The sequence below is a fragment of the Streptomyces sp. NPDC051211 genome, assembly GCF_040689505.1.
In the GTDB taxonomy this organism is placed as follows: domain Bacteria; phylum Actinomycetota; class Actinomycetes; order Streptomycetales; family Streptomycetaceae; genus Streptomyces.
Map to the genome: position 1 here is coordinate 137,095 of NZ_JBFBAV010000011.1, position 19,573 is coordinate 156,667.

Sequence of the window (19,573 nt, forward strand, 5' to 3'; positions counted from 1 at the left end):
CATGACGACCACCACGACCGAAACGGTCCTGGACGCCCGCGGCGTCACCATGCGGTTCGGCGGCCTCACCGCCGTCAAGAACGTCGACCTCACCGTCAACAGCGGCGAAATCGTCGGCCTCATCGGACCCAACGGCGCCGGCAAGACCACCTTCTTCAACTGCCTCACCGGCCTCTACATCCCCACCGAGGGCGAAGTCCGGTACAAGGGCACGGTCCTGCCCCCCAAGTCCTTCAAGGTCACCGCGGCCGGCATCGCCCGCACCTTCCAGAACATCCGTCTCTTCAACAACATGACGGTCCTGGAAAACGTCCTCGTCGGCCGCCACACCAGGACCCGCGAAGGCCTCTGGTCCGCCCTCCTCCGCCTGCCCGGCTTCCACAAAGAAGAAGCCGCCAGCCGCGAGAAGGCCATGGAGCTGCTCGAGTTCATCGGCCTCGCCCACAAGGCCGAACACCTCGCCCGCAACCTCCCCTACGGCGAACAGCGCAAGCTCGAAATCGCCCGCGCCCTCGCCAGCGACCCCGGCCTCATCCTGCTCGACGAACCCACCGCCGGCATGAACCCCCAGGAAACCCGGGCCACCGAAGAACTCATCTTCGCCATCCGGGACCAGGGCATCGCCGTCCTCGTCATCGAGCACGACATGCGCTTCATCTTCAACCTCTGCGACCGCGTCGCCTGCCTCGTCCAGGGCGAAAAGCTCATCGAAGGCACCGCCACCGAAGTCCAGAGCGACGAACGCGTCATCGCCGCCTACCTCGGCGAACCCTTCGAAGGCGCCCCCGGCGCCGAAGAAGTCGCCGAAGTCGAAGCCGCCGAGATCGAGGCCGCCGAGGCCATCGCCCAGGAGGACACCGCCCCGGACACCACGGCGGACACCACGGCGGACAGCACCACCAGCACGGACGGAGAAGCCAAGTGACCGCACTCCTGGAGGTCGAGGACCTCCGCGTCGCCTACGGCAAAATCGAAGCCGTCAAGGGCATCTCCTTCAAGGTCGACGCCGGCCAGGTCGTCACCCTCATCGGCACCAACGGCGCCGGCAAGACCACCACCCTGCGGACCCTCTCCGGCCTGATCAAGCCCAAGGGCGGCCAGATCAAGTTCAACGGCCGGTCCCTCAAGAAGGTCCCCGCCCACCAGATCGTCTCGCTCGGACTCGCCCACTCCCCCGAGGGGCGGCACATCTTCCCGCGCATGACCATCGAGGACAACCTCCTCCTCGGCGCCTTCCTCCGCAAGGACAAGGAAGGCATCCAGAAGGACGTCCAGCGCGCCTACGACCTCTTCCCCATCCTGGGAGAGCGCCGCAAGCAGGCCGCCGGCACCCTCTCCGGCGGCGAACAGCAGATGCTGGCCATGGGCCGCGCCCTCATGTCCCAGCCCAAGCTGCTCATGCTCGACGAGCCCTCCATGGGCCTCTCGCCGATCATGATGCAGAAGATCATGGCGACGATCTCCGAGCTCAAGGCAGCCGGCACGACCATCCTCCTGGTCGAGCAGAACGCCCAGGCCGCGCTCTCGCTGGCCGACCAGGGCCACGTCATGGAGATCGGCAAGGTCGTCCTCTCCGGCCCCGGCCGCGACCTCCTCACCAACGAGGACGTCCGCAAGGCCTACCTCGGCGAGGACTGACCTCCCGCCCAGGCCGAACGACGTGAGGCCCGGCTCCCTCGGGGGAGCCGGGCCTCACGCGTTGCACAAGGTCACCCCTTGGCGGCGTTCTTCTTCTCCTCGGCATCCTCGATGACGGCCTCGGCCACCTGCTGCATCGACATCCGCCGGTCCATCGACGTCTTCTGGATCCACCGGAACGCGGCCGGCTCGGTCAGCCCGTACTGCGTCTGCAGCACACTCTTCGCCCGGTCCACCAGCTTCCGCGTCTCCAGCCGCTGCGAGAGGTCCGCGACCTCCTTCTCCAGCGCCTTCAGCTCCGAGAACCGCGACACCGCCATCTCGATGGCCGGCACCACATCACTCTTGCTGAACGGCTTCACCAGGTACGCCATGGCCCCGGCGTCCCGGGCCCGCTCGACCAGGTCCCGCTGCGAGAACGCGGTCAGCATCAGCACCGGCGCGATGGACTCCTCGGCGATCTTCTCCGCCGCCGAGATCCCGTCGAGCACCGGCATCTTCACATCGAGGATCACCAGATCCGGCCGGTGCTCCCGAGCCAGCTCCACGGCCGTCTGCCCGTCCCCGGCCTCGCCGACGACGGAGTAGCCCTCCTCCTCCAGCATCTCCTTGAGGTCGAGCCGAATGAGCGCCTCGTCCTCGGCGATGACGACGCGGGTCGTCAGCGGGGGGATGTGCGACTGGTCGGCGTCGGGCGCGGGCGTCGACTCGTGCTCGGCGGTCACGGTGGCTCCTTGATGCGGGGCAGAACTGCTCGCCACGAGCCTACCTAGCTCCTGTAAGGTGGTGTCACGCAGGGTTCACGCAGACCTTCGTTTCGTAGGCCCCAGTACTCCAACTGGTTAGAGAGGCCGCTCTCAAACAGCGGACAGTGTGGGTTCGAATCCCACCTGGGGCACCTTTCCTCGAATTCCAAGGTCACAGCCAATCGAGCGTTATCCGCTCTATCGGACGAACCCAGAGCCATTCGGCACTCGCGAGTGGAAAAAATTCCCCAGCGTCGACCTTATGTACGACCTCGAGACGCGCCGACATGCGTTGAACCTGCTCGCAGACGGACGCAGCATCAGCTCGGTGAGCAGGGAATCCGGGATCTCCCGCGCCGCGATCCGCGCCTGGCGGACCCGCATCGATCCCCTCCCCCGGATGCAGGACGCACCGTGCACACGTCCGACCGACACGGCCGCGTACGCCTATCTCCTCGGCCTCTACCTGGGCGACGGCTGCATCAGCCCGCATCCGCGCGGCGGACATCACCTCCGCATCGCCTGCGCCGACGCCTGGCCCGGCCTCATCGATCTCTGCCGGGAGGCGATCCGAGCCGTACGTCCCGACGACAGCGTCTACGTCCTCCAGCGCCAAGGCTGCGTGGCCGTCACCAGCTACGGGCGCCACTGGACGTGCCTGTTCCCACAGCACGGGCCGGGGAAGAAGCACGAGCGGCGGATCGCCCTCGAACCTTGGCAGCAGGAGATCGTGGACGCCCACCCCTGGAAGCTCGTGAGGGGGCTGATCCACTCCGACGGGTGCCGGATCACCAATTGGACCGAGCGGAACGGCAAGCGGTACGAGTACCCCCGCTACTTCTTCACCAACCGGTCCGATGACATCCGGCGCCTGCTGACGGACACGCTCGACCGCCTCGGGGTCGCGTGGAAGAGCTGCACCCGGTACGGGAAGCCTTACAACATCTCCGTCGCCCGCAAGGCGTCCGTCGCGCTCATGGACGTCCACGTCGGCCCCAAGTACTGAGCTCAGGGCCGGTGCTGGAGCGGGGCGGAGCGGGACGGGGGTCAGCTGGCCGGGTCGCCGATGTGGTGGATGCGGACGAGGTTGGTGGAGCCGGGGACTCCGGGCGGGGAGCCGGCGGTGATGACGACGATGTCGCCGGGGACGCAGCGGCCGATGCGCAGGAGTTCTTCGTCGACCTGGGCGACCATCGCGTCGGTGGAGTCGACGTGGGGGCCGAGGAAGGTTTCGACGCCCCAGGTGAGGTTGAGCTGGGAGCGGGTGGCGGGTTCGGGGGTGAAGGCGAGGAGGGGGATGGGTGAGCGGTAGCGGGAGAGCCGGCGGACGGTGTCTCCGCTCTGGGTGAAGGCGACGAGGAACTTGGCGCCGAGGAAGTCGCCCATTTCGGCGGCTGCGCGGGCGACGGCGCCGCCTTGGGTGCGGGGCTTGTTGCGGTCGGTGAGGGGTGGGAGGCCCTTGGCGAGGATGTCCTCTTCGGCGGCTTCGACGATGCGGGACATGGTGCGGACGGTTTCGACGGGGTGTTTGCCGACGCTGGTTTCGCCCGAAAGCATGACGGCGTCGGTGCCGTCGATGATGGCGTTGGCGACGTCGGAGGCTTCGGCGCGGGTGGGCCGGGAGTTGTCGATCATCGAGTCGAGCATCTGGGTGGCGACGATGACGGGTTTGGCGTTGCGCTTGGCGAGTTTGATGGCGCGCTTTTGGACGATGGGGACGAGTTCGAGGGGCATTTCGACGCCGAGGTCGCCGCGGGCGACCATGATGCCGTCGAAGGCGGCGACGATTTCGTCGATGTTTTCGACGGCCTGGGGCTTTTCGATCTTGGCGATGACGGGGAGGCGGCGGCCTTCCTCGGTCATGATGCGGTGGACGTCCCTGATGTCGTCGGCGCTGCGGACGAAGGAGAGGGCGATGACGTCGGCGCCGGTGCGCAGGGCCCAGCGGAGGTCTTCGACGTCCTTCTCGGAGAGGGCGGGGACGGAGACGGCTACGCCGGGGAGGTTGAGGCCTTTGTGGTCGGAGACCATGCCGCCTTCGATGACGGTGGTGTGGACGCGGGGGCCTTCGATTGCGGTGACCTGGAGGGTGACGCGGCCGTCGTCGACGAGGATGCGTTCGCCGGTGGTGACGTCGTCGGCGAGGCCTTCGTAGGTGGTGCCGCAGGTGTGGCGGTCGCCTTCGATGTCTTCGACGGTGATGGTGAAGTCGTCGCCGCGTTCAAGGAGTACGGGTCCTTCGTGGAAGCGGCCGAGTCGGATCTTCGGGCCTTGAAGGTCGGCGAGGATGCCGACGCTGCGGCCGGTCTCGTCGGAGGCCTTTCGTACGCGCTGGTAGCGCTCCTCGTGTTCGGCGTAGGTGCCGTGGCTGAGGTTGAGGCGGGCGATGTCCATTCCGGCTTCGACCAAGGCTTTGATCTGGTCGTATGAGTCGGTTGCGGGGCCCAGGGTGCATACGATTTTTGCTCGGCGCATGGGGCGAGGGTATGCCCTACCGGGCGGTAGGAAATGGGGTGTGGGTGTCTGCTCAACAACCTTTGGGCAAAAGGTTGTTGACATTTATTGAATGGGCGCGGGGGTGCTCTGATGAGCACCCCCGGGTGTCGCGGTCAGAGCTGTGGCGGGGTCATGGTGAAGCGTGCGTTGACCTGGGCGTAGACGGTCTGGCGTTGGGGTTCGAGGTCGAGCGGGGGTGCTCCGGCTTCTTCGGCTGCGCCGTAGGCCATGGAGCGGAGCATGCCGCCGGGGGCGGCCATGGCGACGGGGGTGGCGTTCTCGGCGCCGAGGTCGGCGAGCTCGACGAGGGCGGCGAGGCGGGCGCCGAGGGCTTCGGCGTATTCGCGGGCGCGTTGGACGGCTTCGAGGACGGCTTGGCGGCGGGCTTGGCCGTGGGCCGGGGAGTCGGGGCGCAGGGCCCACCAGGGGCCGTCGACGCGGGTGAGGTCGAGGTCGGCGATGCGGGTGGTGAGTTCGCCGAGGGCGGTGAAGTCGTTGAGTTCGGCGGTGATGTGGACGCGTCCGTGGTAGGCGCGGATGCGTTCGCCGCGGCCGTGGCGGGTGAGTTCGGGGGTGATGGAGAAGGCGCCGGTTTCGAGTTTTTCGACGGGGTCGCCGTAGCTTTTGATGAGGTCGAGGACGGTGTTGTTGCGTCGGGTGAGGTCTTCGAGGGCGGTGCGGCGGTCGGTGCCGCGGGCGCTGACGCTGATGCCGATGCGGGCGATTTCGGGGTCGACTTCGAGGCGGGCTTCGCCGCGGACGGCGACGCGGGGCACTTCGGGGGTTCCGTAGGGCTGGGCGGGCGCTGCGTCTGAGGTCATGAACATCACTCTCGCACTGTCACTCGTTGGGGGGCAGAATCTACGCGCGTTGTTCACGCGTCACCAAGGCGCGTCACCAAGGGGAGATGGCATGGCGTTCGACCGTAGGACGTTTCTGGGTACTTCGGCTGCGACGGGGGCGGCGGTCGCTCTGGCCGGGGCCGCGGGCACCCCGGCGGCCGCTCAGTCGGAGCAGGGTTCACTGAAGGGGCGGAGGCCGCGGACGTACTCGTTCACCGTGATGGGTACGACGGATCTGCACGGAAACGTCTTCAACTGGGACTACTTCACGGACAAGGAGTTCGACGACAAGGCGCACAACGATGTGGGCCTGGCGAAGATTTCCACGCTGGTGGAGCGGGTGCGTGCGGAGAAGGGGCGGTGCAACACGCTGCTGATCGATGCGGGCGACACGATTCAGGGCACGCAGCTGTCGTACTACTACGCAAAGGTGGATCCGATCACGGCGCGCCGGGGTCCGGTGCATCCGATGGCGCAGGCGATGAACGCGATCGGCTATGACGCGGCGGCGTTGGGGAACCACGAGTTCAACTACGGGATTCCGGTGCTGCGGAAGTTCGAGGAGCAGTGTGATTTTCCGCTGCTGGGGGCGAACGCGCTGGATGCGAAGACGCTGCGGCCGGCGTTTCCGCCGTACAGCATGCACCGGTTGCGGACCCCGCACGGGCCGGATGTGCGGGTGGCGGTGCTGGGTCTGACGAATCCGGGGATCGCGATCTGGGACAAGCAGAACGTGCAGGGGAAGATGACGTTCCCGGGGCTGGAGGAGCAGGCGGCGAAGTACGTGCCGCGGTTGCGGTCGCTGGGTGCGGATGTGGTGATCGTGTCGGCGCATTCGGGGTCGAGCGGTACGTCTTCGTACGGGGACCAGCTGCCGTACATCGAGAACGCGGCGGGTCTGGTGGCGGAGCAGGTGCCGGGGATCGACGCGATCCTGGTGGGGCATGCGCACACGGAGATCCCGGAGTACCGGGTGAAGAACAAGGTGACCGGCAAGGACGTGGTGCTGTCGGAGCCGCTGAAGTGGGGTCAGCGGTTGACCCTCTTCGATTTCGAGCTGTCCTGGTCGAAGGGCCGCTGGACGGTGGAGAAGGTTGCGGCGCAGGTGTTGAACTCGAACACGGTTGCCGAGGACCCGAAGGTCGTGCGGCTGCTGGAGGACGAGCACCGCAAGGTCGTGGCGTACGTGAACCAGGTGATCGGGACGTCGACGCAGGCGATGTCGTCGGCGGAGGGGCCGGTCAAGGACGTGGCGGTGATCGATCTGATCAACCACGTGCAGGCGGAGACGGTGAAGGGGGCTCTTGCCGGGACGGAGTGGGCGGAGTTGCCGGTGCTGTCGCAGGCGTCCTGTTTCTCGCGGACGGCGGCGATTCCGGCGGGGCAGGTGACGATCCGGGATGCGGCGGGTCTGTACCCGTTCGAGAACACGCTGGAGGCGCGGCTGGTGACGGGGGCGCAGCTGAAGGACTATCTGGAGTATTCGGCGCGCTATTTCGTGCGGACGGCGCCGGATGCTCCGGTGGATCCGGCGAAGCTGACGAACGCTGAGGGGATCCCGGATTACAACTACGACGCCGTGTACGGGTTGGCGTACGACATCGACATCGCGCAGCCGGCGGGGTCGCGGATCTCCGGGCTGTCCTTCCGGGGTGGGCCGGTGGATCCGGCGGCGCAGTTCGTGCTGGCGGTGAACAACTACCGGGCTTCGGGTGGCGGGGCGTTCCCGCATGTGCCGGGGGCCCGGCAGGTGTGGGCGAACTCCGACGAGATCCGTAACACCATCATCCAGTGGGTGAAGGCGAAGGGCACGGTGGATCCGGCGCAGTTCGCTTCGGTGGACTGGCGGCTGACGCGGGCGGGTGTGCCCGTGTTCTAGCCGGTCAGAGCTGTTCGACGAGCGGGAGCAGTGCGCCGGGGGCGGGTGGGCGGTGCTGTTCCCGCTGGTCGAGGCCGAAGGTGGTGAAGGCGGTGCGGGCCGGCTGGGGGTAGGGGTTCTTGCCGGTGAGGGTGTTGAGGATGGCTGCGCTGCGCCAGGCGGCGAGGCCGAGGTCGGGGGTGCCGACGCCGTGGGTGTGGCGTTCGCCGTTCTGGACGAAGACGGATCCGGTGACGGCGGGGTCGAGGGTCATGCGGTAGGTGCTGTCGATGCGGGGGCGGCCGGCGGTGTCCTTGCGGAGGTAGGGGTCGAGTCCGGCGATCAGTCGGTCGAGGGGGCGTTCGGTGTAGCCGGTGGCGAGGACGACGGCGTCGGTGGTGAGGCGGGTGCGGGCGCCCTGCTGGGTGTGTTCGAGGTGGAGTTCGACCTTGGTGGTGGCGACGCGGCCGGCGGTGCGGACGGTGACTCCGGGGGTGAGGACGGTGTCGGGCCAGCCGCCGTGGAGGGTGCGGCGGTAGAGCTCCTGGTGGATGGCGGCGATGGTGTCGGCGTCGATGCCTTTGTGGAGCTGCCATTGGGCGGGGACGAGTTGGTCGCGTACGGGTTCGGGGAGGGCGTGGAAGTAGCGGGTGTAGTCGGGGGTGAAGTGTTCCAGGCCGAGTTTGGAGTACTCCATGGGGGCGAAGGCGGGGGTGCGGGCGAGCCAGGTGAGGCGTTCGCGGCCGGCGGGGCGGGCGCGGAGCAGGTCGAGGAAGACTTCGGCTCCGGACTGGCCTGATCCGATGACGGTGACGTGTTCGGCGGCGAGGATGCGGGCCCGGTTGTCGAGGTATTCGGCGGAGTGGATGACGGGGACGGTGGGGGCTTCGGCGAGGGGTCGGAGGGGTTCGGGGATGTAGGGGGTGGTGCCGATGCCGAGGGCGAGGTGGCGGGTGTGGGTGCGGCCGAGGGCTTCGGCTTCGCCGTCGGCGTCGAGTTGGGTGAAGTCGACTTCGAAGAGTTCGCGTTCGGGGTTCCAGCGGACGGCGTCGACCTGGTGGCCGAAGTGGAGGCCGGGGAGGCGGCCGGCGACCCAGCGGCAGTAGGCGTCGTATTCGGCGCGCTGGATGTGGAACTGCTCGGCGAAGTAGAAGGGGAAGAGGCGTTCCTTGTGCTTCAGGTAGTTGAGGAAGCTCCAGGGGCTGGTGGGGTCGGCGAGGGTGACGAGGTCGGCGAGGAAGGGGACTTGGAGGGTGGTGCCGTCGATGAGGAGTCCGGGGTGCCAGCGGAAGTCGCGGCGCTCGTCGTAGAAGGCGGTGGCGAGGCCGCCGCCGGGCCATTGCTGTTGCTGGAGCCCGTGGGCGAGGGCGGCGAGGGAGAGGTTGAAGGGTCCGATGCCGATTCCGACGAGGTCGTGGGGTGCATCGAGCTGGGCGGTCATCGGTGGGTACCTTCCGGGGGTTTCTCGAGGAGTCGCACGAGGGTGTCCAGGTCCGCTGCCGTGGTGTGGGGGTTGAGGAGGGTGGCTTTCAGCCAGAGGCGGCCGTCGGCGGTGGCCCGGCCGAGGACGGCGTGGCCGCCGTGGAGGAGGCGGCGGCGGAGGGCGGCGAGGTCTTCGTCGCGGGCTCCGGTGGGGCGGAAGAGGACGGTGCTGAGGGTGGGTGCCGCGTGGAGTTCGAAGTGGGGGTGGGCTTCGAGGAGTGCGGCGAGCCGGCGGGCGGCTTCGAGGGTGGCTTCGATGAGCTGTCCGATGCCGTCGCGGCCGAGGGCGCGGAACGTTACGGCGATCTTGAGGGCGTCGGCGCGGCGGGTGGTGCGCAGGGAGCGGCCGAGGAGGTCGGGGAGGCCGGCTTCGGTGTCGTCGGCGGCGTTGAGGTAGTCGGCCTGGTGGGCGAGTGGGGCGAGGAGGGTGTCGTCGGGGACGGCGAGGAGGCCGGCGGCGACCGGCTGCCAGCCGAGTTTGTGCAGGTCGAGGGTGAGGGAGCGGGCGCGCTCGATGCCGTGCAGGGGGGTGCGGTGGCGGGGGTCGGAGCTGAGGGCGAGGGCCCCGCCGTAGGCGGCGTCGACGTGGAGGTCGGCGTGGTGGCGGTCGCAGACGTCGGCGAGGGCGTCGAGGGGGTCGATGAGTCCGGCGTCGGTGGTGCCGGCGGTGGCGGTGACCAGGGCGGGGCCGGGGGTGGCGGCGAGGGCCTGGTCGAGGGTGGCCGGGTCGAGGGTGCCGGTGGGGGTGGGGAGGGCGGTGGCCGGGGGGAGGCCGAGGAGCCAGGCCGCGCGGGGGACGGAGTGGTGGGCGTTGGCTCCGTGCAGGACGGTGAGGTGGGGGCCGTGGCGTTCCCGGGCGAGGAGCAGGGCGAGCTGGTTGGACTCGGTGCCGCCGGTGGTGACGAGGGCGTCGGCGGTGGGGCGGCCGGGGTAGAGGGCGGCGGCGAGGGCGCGGGTGAGGGCGGCTTCGAGGGTGGAGGCGGCGGGGGCCTGGTCCCAGGAGTCGAGGGAGGCGTTGAGGACGGAGGCGGCGAGGTCTGCGGCGGCGGCCAGGGCGAGCGGGGGGCAGTGCAGGTGGGCGGCGCAGAGGGGGTCGGCGGGGTCGGCGGCGCCGGCGGCGAGGGCGTGGACGAGGGTGCTGAGGGCTTCGGCGGCGCCGGTGCCGGTGGTGGGGAGTACGTCGCCCAGCGCGGCGATCGCGGCGGCGACGGCCTGCGGCCCGCCGGCCGGGAGGGGGCCGCGGCGGTCGCGGGCGCCGGCGGCGAGGGCGTCGAGGACGGTGTCGAGGAGGGGGCGCAGGGCGGCGGGGCCGGGGGGTCCGCCGGCGAGGGGCGGGAGTGGGGGGTGGCCGGGGTGCGCGGGCATGGGGTCCTCGTGGGCTGGGCGGGGGCGGGGGTCGCTCCCGCCCGGCCCAACGAGCGAACGCCGCCAGAGGTAACCACCCCTTCCGGCCACCCGGTCGATCACCCCCGGCACGCTCCCCCGGCCGTGCCACCTCCGTCCCCGCGGGGCCTTCCATCCTGCGGGCCCCTCCAGCCCCGCAGGCCCCTCCAGCTCCACCGGCCCTTCCAGCCCCTGCGCCCCGCCGGCGTTTGCGCCCTCCCCAGCCCCGCCGGCCCCTTGCGGCTGGGTTGCCGCAGGCGCCTCCAGCTCGCTGGGCCGTTACGGCTGGGCTGCCGCGCAGCTGCAATTCCAGCCCCGCCGGCGATTGAGGCGCGGGGGTCCGGGGGCCGGCCCCCGGCAACGGCGCCGCACCCAACCGGGTGCCCGCAGCCCCGCCGGCCCCTTGCGGCTGGGTTGCCGCAGGCATCTCCAGCTCGCTGGGCCGTTACGGCTGGGCTGCCGCGCAGCTGCAATTCCAGCCCCGCCAGCGATTGAGGCGCGGGGGTCCGGGGGCCGGCCCCCGGCAACGGCGCCGCACCCGGGCAGGCGGCCGCTGCGCGGAGCCTTTCCCCTACCCGCCCCTTCCCGAACTGGGGCTCCGCCCCAGACCCCGCTCCTCAAACGCCGGAGGGGCTGGGGGGGGTACCGCCAGGCAAGGCTGGGGGGTGCCGCCCGGCGGGGCTGGGGTGCTCCGGACGGGTCAGGGGGTTGGGCGGGTGTGGAGGGCGCGGGTGAGGTCGTCCAGTTGGTCGACGAGTTTGCGGCGGAGGAGGGGGAGGATCTGCTCCTGCTCCAGGCAGGTGCGGCCCGCCTTGAGGTTGGCCTCGTCGATCGCGTACGCCGGGAACGCATGCCGCCCCGCCGCCTCCGCGATGGCGGGCCCGCGGCGGGCAGCGAGGGCGACCGCGTCGGCGTAGAAGCGGGGGACGTAGGAGGCGGTCAGCTCGGCCTGTTCGGGTTGCCAGAAGCCCTGGGCGGTGGCGCTGAACAGGTAGTTGGAGAGGGTGTCGTCGCTGAACAGGCTCTGCCAGGCGGCGGCTTTGGCGTCCGCGTCGGGGAGGGCGGCCCGGCAGCGGGCGGCGCCTTCCCGGCCGGTGGCGCTGGGGTCGGCGGCGAGGGCTTCGGCGATCTCGGGTTCGCCGATGGCACCGAGGACGGCGAGGCGGGCCAGGATGCGCCAGCGCAGCTCGGGGTCGAGTTCGGGGCCGCCGGTGACGGTGCCGTCGGCCAGCCAGGCCGCGATGGCGTCGGGCTGGGTGGCGCTGTCGATGAAGGTGCGTACGGCCGAGAGGCGCAGTCCGGCCGTGGTTCCGCCGTGTGCGCCGTTCCAGTCCTCGGCGGTGAGGTCCTCGGTGTTCCGGATGAGGGCCTTGGCGATGGAGGTGATGAGGGCGAGGGCGGCGGGGCGGTCCTCGGCCGGCAGGTAGCGGTCGGCGATCTGGGTGCGGGCGAAGCCGAGGACGCCCTGGACGATGGCGAGGTCGGTCTCCTCGGGGAGGTGCGCGTGTGCCGTCTCCAGGTAGGCGACCGGCTCGAGTTCCCCGTCGCGGACCATGTCGCGCAGGGTGTTCCAGACGACGGCGCGGGTGAGGGCCTCGGGGAGGGCGGAGACGGAGCGCAGCGCCGTCTCCAGGGAGGTCTCGTCGAGGCGGATCTTGGCGTAGCCGAGGTCGCCGTCGTTGAGGAGGAGCAGTGCGGGGCGGGGCCCGGCGACGGACACGATCTCGTCGGAGGGGACGTCGAGGTCGAGGTGTTCGCGGAGTTCGAGGGCGCCGTCGGGGGTGCGGTCGTACAGGCCGGCGGCGATGTGGTGGGGGCGGCTGCCGGTGCGGTCGACGGTGAGGGTCCAGCCGCCGGTGCTGTCCTCGATGCGGGGGCTGAGGGTGTCGATGCCGGTGGTGCGGAGCCAGGTGTCGGCCCAGGCGTGGACGTCGCGGTCGGTGTGGGCGGCGAGGGAGTCGACGAAGTCGGCGAGGGAGGCGTTGGCGAACCTGTGGCGGGCGAAGTGGGTGTTGATGCCGGCCAGGAAGTCCTTTTCGCCGAGCCAGGCGACGAGTTGGCGGAGGGCGGAGGCGCCCTTGGCGTAGGAGATGCCGTCGAAGTTGAGGAGGGCGGAGGCGGTGTCGGGGACGCCGTCGGGGTCGGGGGCGACGGGGTGGGTGGAGGGTCGCTGGTCGGCGTCGTAGCCCCAGGCCTTGCGGGTGATGCCGAATTCGGTCCAGGTATCGGTGAAGCGGGTGGCTTCGGCGGCGGTCTGGTAGCCCATGTATTCGGCGAAGGACTCGTTCAGCCAGATGTCGTCCCACCAGCGGAGGGTGACGAGGTCGCCGAACCACATGTGGGCCATTTCGTGGGAGATGACCATGGCGCGGGTCTGGCGTTCGGTGTCGGTGACGGCGGAGCGGTAGATGAACTCGTCGCGGAAGGTGACGAGGCCTGGGTTCTCCATGGCGCCGCTGTTGAACTCGGGGACGAAGGCCTGGTCGTAGGAGTCGAAGGGGTAGGGCTCGGTGAATTTTTCCCGGTAGCGGTCGAAGCAGGCCTTGGTGACGGAGAGGATCTCGTCGGCGTCGGCGTCCAGGTGGGGGGCGAGGGACTGGCGGCAGTGGATGCCGAAGGGGAGGCCGGCGTGTTCGGTGGTGACCGAGTGCCAGGGGCCGGCGGCGACGGCGGCGAGGTAGGTGGAGATGACGGGGGTGGCGGCGGCCTGCCAGATGCCGGCGTCGTCGCCGGGGCGGGTGCCGGTGCGTTCGGTGATGCCGTTGGCGAGGACGGTCCAGTCGGCGGGGGCGGTGACGGTGAACTCGAAGACGGCCTTGAGGTCGGGCTGGTCGAAGGCGGCGAAGACGCGCTGGACGTCGTCCATGAACATCTGGGTGTAGACGTACGTCCGGCCGTCCGCGGGGTCGGTGAAGCGGTGCATGCCTTCGCCGGTGCGCGAGTAGCGCATGCGGGTGTCGACGCGCAGCTCGTGGGGGCCTTCGGTGAGGCCGGTGAGGGGGAGCCGGTTGTCGGTGAGGGCCGCCGGGTCGACGGGGTCGCCGTCGAGGGTGGCGGAGCGCAGCTCTTCGGGCTTGAGTTCGACGAAGGTGTCGCCCGCGGTGCGCGTGGTGAAGCGGATGACGGTGGTGGAGTCGAACGTGTCATCGCCGCCGGTCAGGTCGAGGGTGACCGTGTAGCGGTGGACGTCGAGGAGCTGGGCGCGGGTCTGCGCTTCGTTGCGCGTCAGTACGGGCATGGGCCCATGCTGCCCCACGGAGCGCGCGGGCCACAGGGGCCCCCGGTGGCCTTATGCGTCGCCTTCTTCGCGGGCGGCGATCGTCTCGTGGTGGCGGATGACCTCGGCGATGATGAAGTTGAGGAGCTTCTCGGCGAAGGCGGGGTCGAGTTTGGCGTTCTCGGCGAGCTGGCGCAGGCGGGCGATCTGGCGGGCCTCGCGGCCGGGGTCGGCGGGGGGCAGCTGGTGCCGGGCCTTGAGGTGGCCGACCTGCTGGGTGCACTTGAAGCGTTCGGCGAGCATGTAGACCACGGCCGCGTCGATGTTGTCGATGCTGTCCCGGAGGCGGGCCAGTTCGGCGATGACCTCGGGGGCGGTCAGGTCCTCGGCGGTGAGGGCTTCGGCAATCACGTCGTCGGCGGAGGCGGCCGAGCCGGCCTTCGCGTGGGGGACGTTCTCGTCGATGTCGCTGCTGTTCATGGTTCCCGAGCTTACGTGGCGGAGGCGGCGGGTTTCTCGAGCAGTCGGCCAGTGAGACGGGGGCTCCGGTGTTCTCCGGCCGTCATTGGAGCGGGAGGATCGCGGTGACCCGCCAGCCGCCTTCGGGGGCGGGGCCGGCTTTGAGGGTGCCGCCCATGGCTTCGGCGCGTTCGGCCATGCCGGCGAGGCCGTAGCCGCCGCCGCGGGCCTGGTCGGAGAGGCGGGCCGGGCGGCCGCCGTCGTCGGCGATGCGGAGTTCGAGGCCTGCGGGGGTGGTGCGGAGGCCGATCCGGACGGTGGTGGCGGTGGCGGCGTGTTTGCCGATGTCGGTGAGGGCTTCGAGGACGATGCGGTGGGCGGTGGCGGCGATGTCGCCGGGGAGCCGGTCCTGGAGTCCGTCCTCGACGTAGAGGACGACGGGCGGGCCGGTGGCGGAGAACCGTTCGGTGAGCTCGCGGATCTCCTGGATGCCGGCGACCGGGGTGGTGCCGGGTGGGCCGTCCTCTTCGCGGAGGACCTTGACCAGGCGGCGCATGGAGCCGAGGGCCTCGTCGCCGGCGGTTTCGATCCGGGCGAAGACCTCGTCGGCGCGGGCGGGGTCCGGGTCGGCGGCCAGGCGGGTGAAGCGGGCGGCGCGGGCCTGCGGGCCAGGCGGACCGGCCGTGCCGGGCGGGCGCACTCACCGACCGGACCCTCCGGGACCTGCGCCGCGGGGGTCCCTGGCCGGTCTGCGGACGGGCCGTGCCGGGCGGGCGGGTTCACAGGGTCCTCCCGGCCGTGGCCCCCTGACGGGTCTGCGGGCCGGGCGGCCGCGCGGGCCCGCGTCCGCCGGAGTGGCCGGTCATGAGGTGGTCGGGGCCAGGCCGGTTTCCCAGGCCCAGGCGGCGATCTCGACGCGGTTGCTGGCGTCGAGTTTGGCCTGCACGTTGGCCAGGTGGGTCTTGACCGTGGAGAGCGAGACGTACAGTTCGGCGGCGATCTCGGCGTTGGTGAGGCCGCGGGCGAGGCGGCGTACGACGTCCCGTTCGCGTTCGGTGAGCGGCTCCGCGGGGCGGCGGGCGGCGGCGGCCGCCGGGGTGCGCAGCGCCATTTCGCGGAGCAGGCGGACGGTGATGGCCGGTGACACCAGGGCGTCGCCGACGGCGGCCGCGCGGACGGCTTCAACCAGCATGGCGGGGCTCGCGTCCTTCAAGAGGAAGCCGGAGGCTCCGCCGTGGAGGGCTGCGTGGACGTATTCGTCGAGGTCGAAGGTGGTGACGATGACGATGCGGGGTGAGGTGCGGCCGGCGAGGCGGCGGGTGACTTCGAGGCCGTCGAGTCTGGGCATGCGGATGTCGAGGAGGAGGACGTCCGGGTGGTGTTCCTCGACGGCTGCGAGGGCGGCCTCGCCGTCGACGACGTCGGCCAGGACCGTGATGTCGGGCTGGCTCTCCAGGATCATCCGGAATCCGGTTCTGACCATTTCCTGGTCGTCCGCGATGACCACGCTGATCGCCATGCGCTGCCTGCCCCGCTGTTGCCCGCTGCCGATGGGTCCTTCCCATGGGACCGGGCGGGGCGGCGGCCCGCAACCGCACGGCGGGCCGTCGGGAGGGGTGTGCGGGGCGGGGCCGGCCGGGCGGGGTGCGCGGCCGGGGCCTCGCGGCACCTCTTGCGACGGTACGTGCGGGTGGTGCGGGTCGCGTCGTGCTTCCGGCCGGTTCGGGTCCGGCCGGAAGGACGAGGCGGGCGTGCGGTGCGGGCCGTGGTTACAGGGTGGCCGCGGCGTTCTTGATGGCGGTGGCGAAGGTGGACACCTCGGTGTAGACGCCGGGGTAGTCGGGGCGGGCGCAGCCGATGCCCCAGCTGGTGATGCCGACCTGGACCCAGGCGCCGGCGGCGTCGCGGCGGAACATGGGGCCGCCGGAGTCGCCCTGGCAGGTGTCGACGCCGCCCTGGTCGAGGAGGCCGGCGCATATCTCCTCGCCGGGGATGATGTCGCCGCTGTAGGCGGCCTGGCAGTCGGCGTCGGAGACGAAGGGGACGGTGGCCTTCATCAGGTAGCGCTGCTGGCCGCCGCCTTCGCGGGTGGCTCCCCAGCCGGCGACGGTGAAGTTGCCGTTGTTGTACTGGGTGGTCTCGGCGATCTTGAGGGTGGGGAGGTTGATCGGTTGGGCGAGTTTGATGAGGGCCCAGTCCTTGCCGGAGCCGTTGTAGCCGGGGGCGCGGAGCACCTTGGTGGACTTGACCTTGATGGCGCTCGCGCTGTTGAGGTCGACGACGCCGGCGGTGGCGGTGATGGAGGTGTTGTTGCCGCTGGCGCCGACGCAGTGGGCTGCGGTGAGGACGATCTGCTGGGTGTAGAGGGCGCCGCCGCAGCCCATGGAGAGGCGGACCATGAAGGGGAATTCGCCTTGGGCGGCGCGGGTGCCGCCGACGACGGGGGCGGTGCCTGCGCTGGCGGTGCCGGGCTGGAGGCTGACGGCGGCGAGGGCTATGGCGCCGGCGGCGAGGGAGCGCTTGAGGAACCGGGTGAAGGACACGGTGAACACGCTGCCTTTCGTGGGGGGTTGGGCTGTGCGCGTCATCGGGTGAATGACGAGTCCATGTCACATCAGTCGGTGAGGGCTCAACAAGAAGGCGTTTTTGGCCAATCTCCGGCAAGGTTTCCCGTCCGGGGGGCGGCATGACGCAGAACCGCAGGCGGACGAGCCCGGTGGAGCACGGGTTTCCACACCTGGCGACCGTACGGACGGGCATCACGGCACTGCACCGGCGGCTCTCCCGTGACGGGATCCGGACCTACGCGGCCGGCCTCGTCCCCGCCGACGCGGCCTTCACCGACGCCGACGACCTGTACCTGGGCGCCCAGCGGGTGGCCTCCGCGATCGTCCGGCAGCTGCGGCTGCCCGATGCCCGGATGGTCGTCTCCTTCCGGCCGATGACGGAGGCCGCGGCCGTCGAACTCGCCGCCGGCCCCGAGTACTTCATCGAGGTCCACGACCGCTTCCGGACCCACCGCCGGGATCTCGCCGCCGCCCTCGCCCACGAGGTCACCCATGTGCTGCTGCACCGGCTGGACCTGCGGCTGCCCGGCACCGAACCCGACGGCACCCCGGCCGACGAGATCCTCACCGACACCGCGGCCGCCTACCTGGGCGTGGGCTGGCTGCTGCTCGACGCCTACCGGGAGGACTCCCTCGGCCACCAGAAGCTCGGCTACCTCACCCCCGAGGAGTTCGGGTACGTCCTCGCCAAGCGGGCGGCGCTGTTCGGGCCCGGCGAGGACCCCTCCGTCCGGTTCACCAGCCCGCAGGCGTACGAGGCGTACGCGCGCGGGGCCGCGGCCGCCCGGCAGGACCTGCAGCGGCCCCCGCTGGCCGCGGCAGGTCCGGCCGCGCGCCGGCGCTACGCGAAGGCCCGGCGGGCCGGGGCGGCGCCGGGCGGGGAACCGTACCGCTTCGAGAGCGGCGGGGCCGGGCTGCGGGTCAGCTTCCCCTGCCCGGTGTGCGAGCAGCGGATCCAGGTCCCGGTCCGCGGGCGGCTGCAGGCCCGCTGCACGCTCTGCGGCACCGTCCTGGACTGCGAGACCTGACGGCCGCCCGGCCGCGCACAACACGAGGGGCCGGACGCGGTTCAGCCAAGAGGCGGAGTGGGTAGGAATCCCCCATCGCACGAGTCACGGCTCCGGGCCCGACCCCTCGCCAGGGGGCCGGGCCTCAGGTCGTCCCCCAGGACCCACCCTCCCGCCCGGCCGCCGTGTCAGCGGCTGCCGTAGACCGGAAGCGGAGGTTCTGAGGCGGCGAGCAGCTTGGCCGCCGTCTCGCCCGCTTCCGCCGGGGTCCAGCGAGCGCCGCGGTCGGCCGTCGGGCCCGGGCGCCAGCCCTCCATGACCGTGATGCGGCCGCCCTCCGTCTCGAAGACCCGGCCGGTCACCCCGGCGGACGCGGCCGCGCCCAGCCACACCACCAGCGGGGAGACGTTCTCCGGCGCCATCGCGTCGAAGGCACCGGCCTCCGGTGCGGCCATCGTCTCCGCGAAGGTCCGCTCCGTCATGCGGGTGCGGGCGGCGGGGGCGATCGCGTTCACCTGGACCCCGTACCGGCCCATCTCCGCCGCCGCCACCAGGGTCAGGCCGACGATCCCGGCCTTGGCCGCGCTGTAGTTGCCCTGCCCGACCGAGCCCAGCAGCCCCGCCCCCGAGGAGGTGTTCACCACCCGGGCCGCCGCCTCGCGGCCCGCCTTGGACTCGGCACGCCACCAGGCCGCGGCGTGCTTGAGCGGCAGGAAGTGGCCCTTGAGGTGGACCCGCATCACCGCGTCCCAGTCGTCCTCGTCGAGGTTGACCAGCATCCGGTCGCGCAGGAACCCCGCGTTGTTGACCAGGGTGTCCAGCCGGCCGTACGTGTCGACCGCGCAGGCGATCAGCGAGGCCGCACCCTCTGCGGTGGCGATGTCCCCGCCGTGTGCCACGGCCGAGCCGCCCGCCGCGAGGATCTCCGCCACCACCTCGCCGGCCGGGCTCCCGGAGGGGCCCGCCCCGTCCAGGCCGACCCCCAGGTCGTTGACCACGACCCGGGCGCCCTCGGCCGCGAAGGCCAGCGCGTGGGCCCGGCCCAGCCCCCGACCCGCGCCCGTCACGACCACGACCCGCCCTTCACACAATCCCGGCGTCCGAGCCATCTCAGTCCTCCTTGTTGACGGTTGCCGCATCCAGAAACGCGGGGCGCTCCCCGCCGCCGTGCACCAGCAGGCTCGCCCCGCTCACGTATCCGGCCCGGTCGGAGGCGAGGAACACGGCCGCGGCGCCCACGTCGGCCGGTTCGGCCAGCCGGCCCAGCGGGACCGTCGCCCCGACCGCCGCGATGCCGGCCTCGTCCCCGTAGTGCAGGTGGGACAGCTCGGTCCGCACCATGCCCAGGACCAGGGTGTTCACCCGGACTTCGGGCGCCCATTCCACGGCCATGGAGCGGGCCAGGTTCTCCAGTCCGGCCTTGGCCGCCCCGTAGGCCGCCGTGCCGGGTGAGGGCCGGGTTCCGCTGACGCTGCCGGTCATCAACACCGAACCGCGGGCCGCCCACAGGTGCGGGTGGGCCGCCAGCGAGGCGGTCAGGGGCGCGATCAGGTTGAGTTCGACCACCCGTGCGTGGCGTTCCGGGCCGCCCTCCCCGAGCAGCCGGTACGGGGTCCCGCCCGCGTTGTTGACCAGGCAGTCGAGGCGTCCGTAGGCGGCGGCGACCGTGTCGAAGAACTCCTGTACGGCGGCCGGGTTCCGCAGGTCGAGTGGCCGGTAGGCGGCCTTGCGGCCGTCCGCGGACAGGGGTTCCTCCGGGGGTCTGCGGGCGCAGACGACCACCTCCGCGCCGGCCGCGAGGAACGACCGCGCGATGCCGGCGCCGACGCCCCGCGTGCCGCCGGTGACGACGACGACCCTCCCGTCGAGCTCCATGGG

At 71.3% G+C, this 19,573-nt stretch carries 17 protein-coding genes and 1 tRNA gene; 6 read left to right on the top strand and 12 right to left on the bottom strand.

The window, feature by feature from the left end; translation table 11 throughout:
• Nucleotide 1 precedes the first annotated feature (1 nt).
• Both AB0447_RS14115 and AB0447_RS14120 read left to right on the top strand, forming a co-directional pair.
• Nucleotides 2-925, top strand: coding sequence for an ABC transporter ATP-binding protein (locus tag AB0447_RS14115; RefSeq protein WP_366476884.1), 924 nt, complete (start codon nt 2-4; stop codon nt 923-925).
• Nucleotides 922-1,638, top strand: a complete 717-nt coding sequence (locus AB0447_RS14120; RefSeq protein ID WP_366476885.1) for an ABC transporter ATP-binding protein — start codon at nt 922-924, stop codon at nt 1,636-1,638. Before AB0447_RS14115 ends, AB0447_RS14120 begins: the two co-directional genes overlap by 4 nt.
• 71 nt (nt 1,639-1,709) lie before the next feature.
• Here AB0447_RS14120 and AB0447_RS14125 read toward each other — a convergent pair whose 3' ends face one another.
• The gene (locus AB0447_RS14125) at nt 1,710-2,363 is read right to left on the bottom strand and encodes a response regulator (protein WP_366476886.1); all 654 of its coding nucleotides are present in this window, start codon (nt 2,361-2,363) and stop codon (nt 1,710-1,712) included.
• Between the two features lie 98 nt (nt 2,364-2,461).
• Between AB0447_RS14125 and AB0447_RS14130 the strand changes: the two genes are divergently transcribed.
• A tRNA-Leu gene (locus AB0447_RS14130) sits at nt 2,462-2,536 on the top strand.
• Nucleotides 2,537-2,646: 110 nt separating this feature from the next.
• Nucleotides 2,647-3,390 (top strand): helix-turn-helix domain-containing protein, encoded by a 744-nt coding sequence (locus AB0447_RS14135; protein WP_366476887.1) that lies wholly within the window; start codon nt 2,647-2,649, stop codon nt 3,388-3,390.
• 41 nt (nt 3,391-3,431) lie between these two features.
• On the opposite strand, the gene pyk is transcribed toward AB0447_RS14135, so the two are convergent.
• Entirely contained in the window at nt 3,432-4,859 is a 1,428-nt protein-coding gene (gene pyk, locus AB0447_RS14140; protein WP_366476888.1) for a pyruvate kinase, read from the bottom strand.
• Between the two features lie 134 nt (nt 4,860-4,993).
• The gene (locus AB0447_RS14145; RefSeq protein ID WP_366476889.1) at nt 4,994-5,701 is read right to left on the bottom strand and encodes an SIMPL domain-containing protein; all 708 of its coding nucleotides are present in this window, start codon (nt 5,699-5,701) and stop codon (nt 4,994-4,996) included.
• Nucleotides 5,702-5,792: 91 nt separating this feature from the next.
• Here AB0447_RS14145 and AB0447_RS14150 point away from each other — a divergent pair, with 91 nt between their 5' ends.
• Nucleotides 5,793-7,601: a 5'-nucleotidase C-terminal domain-containing protein gene (locus AB0447_RS14150; RefSeq protein ID WP_366476890.1), complete on the top strand. Its 1,809-nt coding sequence runs from the start codon at nt 5,793-5,795 to the stop codon at nt 7,599-7,601.
• Nucleotides 7,602-7,605: 4 nt separating this feature from the next.
• On the opposite strand, the gene AB0447_RS14155 is transcribed toward AB0447_RS14150, so the two are convergent.
• From AB0447_RS14155 to AB0447_RS14185, 7 genes are all read right to left on the bottom strand, one after another.
• Nucleotides 7,606-9,021, bottom strand: a complete 1,416-nt coding sequence (locus AB0447_RS14155; RefSeq protein ID WP_366476891.1) for a SidA/IucD/PvdA family monooxygenase — start codon at nt 9,019-9,021, stop codon at nt 7,606-7,608.
• A complete protein-coding gene (locus AB0447_RS14160) occupies nt 9,018-10,427 on the bottom strand; it encodes an aminotransferase class V-fold PLP-dependent enzyme (protein ID WP_366476892.1) in 1,410 nt (469 codons plus the stop codon). The genes AB0447_RS14155 and AB0447_RS14160 overlap by 4 nt, the downstream gene beginning before the upstream one ends.
• 718 nt (nt 10,428-11,145) lie before the next feature.
• Nucleotides 11,146-13,683: an aminopeptidase N gene (gene pepN / locus AB0447_RS14165; RefSeq protein WP_366476893.1), complete on the bottom strand. Its 2,538-nt coding sequence runs from the start codon at nt 13,681-13,683 to the stop codon at nt 11,146-11,148.
• A 51-nt stretch (nt 13,684-13,734) separates the two neighbouring features.
• Nucleotides 13,735-14,070, bottom strand: coding sequence for a chorismate mutase (locus AB0447_RS14170; protein WP_366476946.1), 336 nt, complete (start codon nt 14,068-14,070; stop codon nt 13,735-13,737).
• Nucleotides 14,071-14,224: 154 nt separating this feature from the next.
• Nucleotides 14,225-14,821 (bottom strand): ATP-binding protein, encoded by a 597-nt coding sequence (locus AB0447_RS14175; protein WP_366476894.1) that lies wholly within the window; start codon nt 14,819-14,821, stop codon nt 14,225-14,227.
• Between the two features lie 162 nt (nt 14,822-14,983).
• Nucleotides 14,984-15,640 carry a response regulator transcription factor gene (locus AB0447_RS14180; protein ID WP_366476895.1) on the bottom strand — a complete coding sequence of 219 codons (657 nt, stop codon included), beginning with the start codon at nt 15,638-15,640 and terminating at the stop codon, nt 14,984-14,986.
• Between the two features lie 250 nt (nt 15,641-15,890).
• Nucleotides 15,891-16,709, bottom strand: a complete 819-nt coding sequence (locus tag AB0447_RS14185) for a serine protease (RefSeq protein WP_366476896.1) — start codon at nt 16,707-16,709, stop codon at nt 15,891-15,893.
• A 98-nt stretch (nt 16,710-16,807) separates the two neighbouring features.
• Here AB0447_RS14185 and AB0447_RS14190 point away from each other — a divergent pair, with 98 nt between their 5' ends.
• Nucleotides 16,808-17,716: a hypothetical protein gene (locus tag AB0447_RS14190; protein ID WP_366476897.1), complete on the top strand. Its 909-nt coding sequence runs from the start codon at nt 16,808-16,810 to the stop codon at nt 17,714-17,716.
• 167 nt (nt 17,717-17,883) lie between these two features.
• On the opposite strand, the gene AB0447_RS14195 is transcribed toward AB0447_RS14190, so the two are convergent.
• Together AB0447_RS14195 and AB0447_RS14200 are read right to left on the bottom strand one after the other, a co-directional pair.
• A complete protein-coding gene (locus AB0447_RS14195) occupies nt 17,884-18,804 on the bottom strand; it encodes an SDR family oxidoreductase (RefSeq protein WP_366476898.1) in 921 nt (306 codons plus the stop codon).
• A gap of 1 nt (nt 18,805) precedes the next feature.
• Nucleotides 18,806-19,570, bottom strand: a complete 765-nt coding sequence (locus tag AB0447_RS14200) for an SDR family oxidoreductase (protein ID WP_366476899.1) — start codon at nt 19,568-19,570, stop codon at nt 18,806-18,808.
• Nucleotides 19,571-19,573 lie beyond the last annotated feature (3 nt).